This window comes from Desulfitobacterium sp. (assembly GCF_982384815.1).
This window is the reverse complement of sequence record NZ_CEVWNY010000124.1, coordinates 1-8,022: the sequence shown is the minus strand read 5'-3', so window position 1 is coordinate 8,022 and position 8,022 is coordinate 1. Positions and strand designations below refer to the sequence as shown.

At 45.6% G+C, this 8,022-nt stretch carries 6 protein-coding genes and 1 pseudogene; 4 read left to right on the top strand and 3 right to left on the bottom strand.

Annotated features, from left to right (window positions below):
- Together AC1U9U_RS14185 and aroF are read left to right on the top strand one after the other, a co-directional pair.
- A pseudogene (locus AC1U9U_RS14185) lies at positions 1 to 226 on the top strand (hypothetical protein); the annotation flags it as partial.
- A gap of 283 nt (positions 227 to 509) precedes the next feature.
- A complete protein-coding gene (aroF, locus tag AC1U9U_RS14180; RefSeq protein WP_479961207.1) occupies positions 510 to 1,319 on the top strand; it encodes a 3-deoxy-7-phosphoheptulonate synthase in 810 nt (269 codons plus the stop codon).
- Between the two features lie 4 nt (positions 1,320 to 1,323).
- On the opposite strand, the gene AC1U9U_RS14175 is transcribed toward aroF, so the two are convergent.
- Positions 1,324 to 1,584, bottom strand: a complete 261-nt coding sequence (locus tag AC1U9U_RS14175) for a hypothetical protein (protein WP_479961206.1) — start codon at positions 1,582 to 1,584, stop codon at positions 1,324 to 1,326.
- 220 nt (positions 1,585 to 1,804) lie between these two features.
- Positions 1,805 to 3,058 carry a Y-family DNA polymerase gene (locus tag AC1U9U_RS14170; RefSeq protein ID WP_479961205.1) on the bottom strand — a complete coding sequence of 418 codons (1,254 nt, stop codon included), beginning with the start codon at positions 3,056 to 3,058 and terminating at the stop codon, positions 1,805 to 1,807.
- Between the two features lie 384 nt (positions 3,059 to 3,442).
- On the opposite strand from AC1U9U_RS14170, the gene AC1U9U_RS14165 reads away from it, so the two are divergent.
- The gene (locus AC1U9U_RS14165; RefSeq protein ID WP_479961204.1) at positions 3,443 to 4,876 is read left to right on the top strand and encodes an NAD(P)/FAD-dependent oxidoreductase; all 1,434 of its coding nucleotides are present in this window, start codon (positions 3,443 to 3,445) and stop codon (positions 4,874 to 4,876) included.
- A gap of 188 nt (positions 4,877 to 5,064) precedes the next feature.
- Here the strand turns inward: AC1U9U_RS14165 and putP are convergent, their stop codons facing one another.
- Positions 5,065 to 6,528, bottom strand: coding sequence for a sodium/proline symporter PutP (gene putP, locus AC1U9U_RS14160; protein WP_479961203.1), 1,464 nt, complete (start codon positions 6,526 to 6,528; stop codon positions 5,065 to 5,067).
- A gap of 262 nt (positions 6,529 to 6,790) precedes the next feature.
- Here putP and cooS point away from each other — a divergent pair.
- Positions 6,791 to 8,022: anaerobic carbon-monoxide dehydrogenase catalytic subunit (gene cooS / locus AC1U9U_RS14155; protein WP_479961202.1), on the top strand; the 1,232-nt coding region annotated here is incomplete at its 3' end.

The following is an 8,022-nucleotide window of genomic DNA, read 5'->3' as shown; positions in this document are numbered from 1 at the left end:
CGGAGAGTTTAAATATTCCCTTATAGAGCCTCATGGTTCGCAGGGTGGCACGGGATTTTCCTTAAATTCGGAGGGCTTGGCCCGTTTGGGTGGGGGTGGAAGTAGTGGTGGTGCACTTAATGCTGCCGAAGACACTTACATATTTACCATAACCTGGCGGGGTATGAGTGAAACCTTCGACTTAAAAGCACATCCCAGCGGCTTTGCTTTACTGCCTGTTCAATAATAATTGCCAAAATAACTAATCACCTATTCTAATCCAGTTGCATTTACTCTGCCAATCAGGCTTAATAGTTCAGGCTCCTATGCTCTTCAGCAAAGACCTTGTATTTCCTATATTTATTGGCTATAATAATAAAAATATATTTTCCAACAAAAGGCATAGGGGTGCGAAGTCCTGTGTTTGTTGCGGAGGGCCTATGGGCCAAAATGGGTGGTAATGCGAAAGTCCACGGCTTTCGTCCTAAGTAGGGGACAGCCGTGGACTATTATATACGGGAGGATAAGATATGGATTTGCCATTAGTTGCTTTACAGGATAAACGAAGCGTAATTAAGATAGGAGCTACGGCCATCGGGGCTCAAGAAATCGTGCTAATGGCGGGTCCCTGTGCGGTGGAATCCAGAGAACAGATGCTAAGGGCAGCCAAAGGGGTAAAGGCGGCCGGCGGCAAGGTCTTAAGGGGCGGAGTCTACAAGCCCCGCACCTCACCTTACAGCTTCCAGGGCTTAGGGGAAGAAGGAATAGGGTACCTGGTGGAGGCTGCAGCAGAATATGGGTTGCTCACCGTAACCGAGGTAATGGGCGAACATGGCCTTGAAGCACTGTTGGATAAAGTGGATATCCTGCAGGTAGGTTCCCGCAATATGCAGAATTTCCAACTGCTTAAGCTTTTGGGCGAGCTTGATAAGCCTGTAATTCTTAAGCGAGGGCTTGCGTCTACGGTGGAAGAATGGCTTGCGGCTGCAGAATATATCCTCGCCGGGGGGAACTCTCAAGTTATTCTTTGTGAACGGGGAATCCGCACCTTTGAGCCCAGCACCCGCAATACTTTAGATCTTAGCGCGGTGAGCTTGGTCAAGGTGCTTTCCCATCTGCCGGTGATTGTAGATCCCAGCCATGCCGCCGGCAGAGTAGATATCATTCCTTCCTTAGCCAAGGCTGCTGTAGCGGTGGGGGCCGATGGACTGCTGATCGAGGTTCATCCCAATCCGCCCGAAGCCCAAAGCGATGGTTTTCAGTCCCTTACCCCGGAACAGTTTGCCCAGCTGGCTTTGGAGCTTCGTCCCTTAGCTCTAAGCATAGGCCGGAGTCTGTAAAGAATCACATCTTGTACAAAAACCATGTACAAGTATTGAGTTCGTATTTTAGTTCGAATACTTTAAGCAGTCCATTGATAAGGCTTTGGCAGCGAAAAATTAACATGCGATTGCCGGCTAGTTTTTCCTCATTTTTTAAAATGATTTTATCAACGGAGATAACAATGGGAACTCCCTCGAAGCTAGCTTTGAATTTAACCGGCCGGGGGATGCCATGTTCATTGAAACGAGCCACCATCTCAATGGGTTGCATGATAACCTTCACTTTTCAACACTTCCTTCTTTATTAGAGTTGTCATCCTGAAGGAGGAACGACTGAAGGATCTTTTGGGGTCAAGATACTTCGCTGCGCTCAGCATGACAGAGACCAATCATTGTGTCATCTTAAGCATGTGCGAAAGTTCTTCCTCCCAGGGCGGACCCCCATGCCGATGACCGTCAATGAAGCGACCGCCTTCTTACGATACATGTTGTTGTCCGGAGCTTTATAGCAGACTAGTCATCATCGGATATTCTTCTTCAGCAATTACCCCTCCGGTCATGGCTTTGAGACCGGAATGAAGATAAGAAGACCGCATGATAGCATTGGAGCCAAAACGTTCGCGAATCGCATCAACAGCCCGATCTACTTTGCGCTCCTGCTCATAATCTTTCCCAAAGAGGGAAAGCTGAAAAAAGTCATTTTGGCAAAGCTCGGAGACCCGAACTCCCATATGTCGGAGAGGCTGGCCCTTCCATAATTCATCGAAGAGCTCACAGGCAATTTCCCAAATTTCGTTGGTACAGTCGGTGGCATGGGAAATTTTCCGTTGGTGGGAGTAATTAAGAAACTCGTTGGTCCGAAAGGAAATAGCTACAAGCCGGGCAAAGTATTGATCATGACGCAAGCGGGCACTGACTGTTTCCACTAGAGAAAGCAGAACCAGATGGGCTTCCTGGCGATTGTCCACATCGAAGGGCATGGTAGTAGAATTGCCCATACCTTTAACTTCCACGCAACCGCCGGGCCACACAGGCGAGTTTTCAATCCCCCGGGCATAATTCCCAATTAGGGTGCCGTGGCTTTTTAAGATCGATCTTAGAATGTAGGGGTCGGTGTGCGCTAGCTCACCGATCGTTTTGATATTGCGGTCAAGAAGTTTGCGGGAGGTTGCTCTTCCTACCATAAATAGCTCTTCAATAGGTAGGGGCCACATTTTTTCGGGAATCTCCTCCGGAAATAAGGTATGGACTTGGTCAGGCTTTTGCAATTCCGAAGCCATCTTTGCCAACAGTTTATTAGTGGAAATGCCGATATTCACTGTAAAGCCCAATTCGTTTTTAATCCGATCCTTGATTATGTAGGCCGTTTTCAGGGGGTCACCAAAGAGTTGATCCACGGAGGTAAAATCCAGGAAATATTCATCCACGGAAAATTGTTGGACTAAAGGAGAATACTCTTTTAAGATGTTGCCTAAAGCTTGGCTGCATTGGCGAAAGAGTAGATAATTAGGCTTGGCGATAATAAGTTGGGGACATTTGGAGAGAGCTGAGTATAAAGTTTCCCCGGTTTTGATATGGTGTTTCTTGGCAGGAATCGATTTGGCCAGGACGATGCCGTGACGGGTCAAAGGATCTCCTCCTACCACAGAAGGAACCGTCCTTAAATCCAGGGAATCTCCTTGCTGCAATCGAAAGGTTGCTTCCCAAGAGAGATACGCCGAGTTCACATCAATATGAAAGATAGTATGCCTGTTCAACCTAACCACCACCTAAGAAGAGAGCTTACCTTAACAAAAGATCCTTCGCACATGCTCAGGATGACCTGGGTTGTGTCCACTCGGTGGATAAGTCAACTAACTTCAGATGGAGTCAAAACTCCACCTGAAGTAGTTTCCTATATCATACTGAACGCAGTGAAGTATCTTGCCTTATATATTATATGCGAATAGATGTTCGATATCAATAAAAACAGTTATTCCCTTAGTGGAAAATTGTGTTCGGTATGCTAAATTTAGGTAGGCAAACAAAAAACTAAATTTGGGGGGAAAATGTTCGGATTTTAGTCTTGAATTCTTTGAGAACATAAGGTATAGTTGATAAGGTTTGTTTGTTGTTAAGTTTTGGCTAAGGAGGAATGAGCCTTGAAAAAGTATGATGTGATCATTGTTGGGGCAGGTCCCGCCGGTATTTTTGCTGGTTATGAATTGGCTACTAAAGCTCCTGAATGTTCGGTACTTTTAATCGAAAAGGGACGGGATATCTATAAACGCAGTTGCCCCATATTAAAAAAGACCCTTTCCAAATGTCCGCCGCCTAATAAACAAAGAGAGTTCGCCAGCTGTACTCCGGCCTGCTCGATTACCAATGGTTTTGGCGGTGCCGGAGCTTATTCTGATGGGAAATTCAATATCACTACAGAGTTTGGTGGATGGCTCACCGAGTATCTGCCTTCTTCCGAGGTGTTAAATCTTATAAAATATGTGGATGGGATTAACTTAAAACATGGAGCTATTACCGCACTCACCGACCCGGGCACACCGGCTGTAAAGGAAATTGAAAAGAAAGCCTTGGGTGCCGGTTTGAAATTACTTCGGGCCCAAGTGCGTCATCTGGGAACGGAATTGAATTTGGAAATTCTTAAGGACATCTATGAGTTCCTTAAGGGTAAAATCGATATGGTGTTTGAAACAGAAGTCGCCGATATTATGACCGATGAAGTAGAAGGTAACCTGCGAGTCACAGGAATTCGCACCGGTAAGGGAGAGGAATACTATGCACCTAGGGTAGTAGTTGTTCCTGGCCGGGATGGTTCAGAATGGTTTAAAGATGTCCTAAAGAATTACAATCTGGAAATGAGCAGCAATCAGGTGGATGTGGGGGTCCGGGTGGAAACCCTCGATACCATCATGGAAGATATTAATGAGAACCTTTACGAAGGGAAATTCCTCTATCGGACTTCCGTAGGTACAACGGTTAGAAGTTTCTGTAGCAACCCTTCCGGCCACGTGGTTATTGAGAATCATACCGGAGTCATGCTAGCCAATGGCCATGCTTACCGCGACAAGAATCTCGGCAGCAATAATACCAACTTTGCGCTCTTGGTTTCTCATAACTTCTCTTACCCCTTCAATAAGCCCACCGAATATGCCAAGAACATTTCCCGATTGGCCAACGATTTGTCTAATGGCAGTGTCTTGGTTCAGACTTTTGGGGATATCATGAAGGGACGCCGTTCTACAGAAAAGCGGGTTAAGGAAAGCTTTGTAGAACCTACCTTGAAAGAAGCTGTTCCGGGAAATCTAGGTTTGGTGCTTCCATATTCCACCATGAAAAGCGTCATTGAGATGATTGAAGCTTTGGATAAGGTAACTCCCGGCATTGCCTCCGAGCACACCTTGCTTTATGGTGTAGAAGCTAAATTCTACTCCTCTCGTCCCAAGTTGAAAAGCAATTTCGAGACTGAGATAGCCGGACTTTATGCAGGTGGGGACGGAGCGGGAATCACCCGCGGCCTTGCACAAGCGGAAGCCTGCGGGGTAAAGATTGCTCGTAATATCATCGAGGAAAATAGCTAATACCTTTGGCTCATATTGTATATGGAAAACAATAAAGAAAGATCCGATTACTCAGGTAAACTAGTCACCTAGAGTAGCGGATCTTTTTTTAAGCCAGGCTTTGCTTTTCACTGAAGAAAATATTCTTAATGGTGTGGAGTAATGAATGCATCGGCGATAATGGTGAAGTTTGTGAAGGATATTTCTTCTTACTTGCTTCTTGTCTCTGCTGCAGATTTTTCAAATTCATCTTGAACCTCTTTAGGTGGCTCAGAGGTGAGGAGACTGATAACGACAATAGAAAGTAGTCCTACGGCAAAACCGGGAATCATTTCATACAAAGAGGTGCTGGCAGCAAGAAATTGCTTCCAGAGGATAACGGTTAGGGAACCCATAATCATGCCGGCCAGTGCCCCCCACTTGGTCATGCGCTTCCAATAGAGGCTCAAGATAATAACCGGACCAAAGGCGGAACCGAAACCTGCCCAGGCATAACCTACCAGGTTGAGAATGGTGTCATTTTGGGTCCAAGCTAGATAAGTTGCCAGAAGAGCTACCAATAATACACAAAGACGGCTGACCAAAACAAGTTCCTTATCGTTAGCAGAACGACGGAACAAAATACGATAGATATCTTCGGTAAGGGAACTAGAGGTTACCAGGAGTTGAGAGGAGATTGTACTCATGATTGCGGCAAGGATTGCGGAAATTAGGAACCCGGTAATAATCGGGTGAAAAAGAATCTTGCCCAGCTCGATAAATATCCTTTCCGGGTCTGCGAGGGTTAGCCCATGAGTTGCAAAATAGGCGATTCCAACCAGACCGGTGAACATGGCCCCAACTTCGGAAAAGATCATCCAGCTCATGCCGATTTTACGGGATTTGTTAATCTCACTGACGGAGGAAATAGCCATAAAACGCACGATGATATGGGGTTGGCCGAAATAACCCAAGCCCCAGGCCAATAGGGAAATGATGCCGATGGTTGTAGTTCCCTTAAAGATATCTAAGAGTGCCGGGTCGATGGAGCGAATAGTGTCGAAGCTGGCACCAAGGCCGCCACTATGCCAAATGGTTACAATAGGCACCATAATTAAGGCTGTGACCATGATCAAACCTTGAACAAAGTCCGTAAAACTAACTGCCAGGAATCCACCGATAAGGGTATAACCAACAATAACCGCTAGGATTAACCAAAGGCCTGTATGATAATCCAAACCAAAAGTTGTATTAAAGAGAACGGCACCGGAAACCAAACCGGAGGAGACATAAAAAGTAAAGAAAGTAATAATTACAAGTGCGGAAACCAAGCGAATGACATGGGAAGTATCATGAAAACGATGACCGAGGAAGGAAGGAATCGTGATTGAATCACTAGCAATCACAGTATAGGAGCGTAAACGTGGTGCAACATAAAGCCAGTTGAAATAAGCACCGATAGTAAGCCCGACAACGATCCAGGCAGAGCTTATCCCGGCAGCAAACATGGCTCCGGGGAGTCCCATCATCAGCCAGCCGCTCATATCGGAAGCCCCAGCGCTTAAAGCGGTAACAGCGGGGCCAAGAGTACGACCCCCAATCATATAATCCGACAGATTCGTGGTCCTCTTGTAGGAATAATACCCGATGGCCAACATCATGACCATATAGAAGACGACCGAGACAGCAATCACAAAAACATCACTCTCCTCAAATTTTCTTTTTCAATCTAAAAGGCAACTATTATAGTACACATCTTAACATATTGCCTAACTCTTTATAAGTCTGGAATGTATAAGTATACATTATTTTTGCATTTTTTAAAAAATCTAATTTAAACTATGATAATCCTACTAGGAATTGTATAGGGATACATATTCACAAGGCAAAGCGAGCAAACTCTTTGTTGAATGGTCTTTTCCTTTAGAACCGGTCAAAGAATAAGGAGTGAAGCTAATGACTGAATCGATTCTGGAAAGAAACGAAGGACGGGTAAGTTACCACGATTCTGTGGAGGAAATGCTTAAGCGAATCCGGGAAGATGGGATGTCCAATGTTTTCGATCGTTATGCGGCCCAGGAAAAAATCCGCTGTAAATTTTGTCTCCAGGGCCGAAGCTGCCAACAATGCTCTAACGGTCCTTGCCGAATCACTGATAAAGAAGAGCAGGGGCGTGGGGTCTGTGGGATAGGCCCTGATGCCATGGCCATGAGAAAATTTCTTCTGCAAAATATTATGGGTGCGGGTACATATAGTCATCATGCTTATGAAGCTTTTCGGACCTTAAAAGCCACTGCGGAAGGGAAAACTCCTTTTAAAATTAAGGAACCGGAAAAACTAAAATGGATGTGCGAAAAGTTAGGAATTGATACTAACCAGGATATTAATCAGATGGCCATCCGGTTGGCTGATCTCTTGGAAAACCAACAAAGAATCGGGGTAGAAGAGACTAACTTGATGGTAGAAGCTTTTGCCCCTAAAAAAAGGAAGCAAGTCTGGCGTGATCTTAATATCTATCCTTCCGGAACAGTCCACGAGGAGCAAAACTGCGTGGCAAGCTGCTTGACCAATGTGGATGGCAACTATGCTTCTTTGGCGATTAAAGCCCTCCGCTTAGGGCTGGCTACCATTTATAACTCCCAAATCGGCCTGGAAATGGTGCAGGATATTCTTTATGGAACTCCCATGCCCCATGAAGTCGAAGTGGACTTAGGAATTATGTGCCCGGATTATGTCAATGTTGTCTTTAACGGTCATCAACCCTGGATTGGTGCGGCCACCATTGAGAGAGCACGCTCTGCCGATGTTCAAGAAAAAGCAAAAGCCGCGGGAGCAAAAGGGTTGCGGGTGGTCGGCTCTATTGAGACGGGACAAGAGCTTCTTCAGCGTTTTGCGGTGGATGACGTCTTTGTGGGATTAATGGGCAACTGGTTGGCAATCGAGCCGCTCCTGGCCACGGGAACAGTTGATGTCTTTGCTATGGAGGAAAACTGCTCACCTCCGGCTATCGATATGTATGCGGAAAAATATCAGGCTACACTGGTCTCCATCAGCACCATTATTGATATCCCCGGACTTCAGCATAAGCTCCCCTACGATCCTTCGGAAACGGATAAAATTGTAGAAAAACTTATTGACCTTGCCATCGAGAACTTCAAAAAGAGAAAAGATAAAGTTAAACCTATGGT

Excerpts from the sequence above, each read along its gene's own strand:
- aroF (WP_479961207.1), top strand. The coding sequence starts at position 510 with ATGGATTTGCCATTAGTTGCTTTACAGGATAAACGAAGCGTAATTAAG.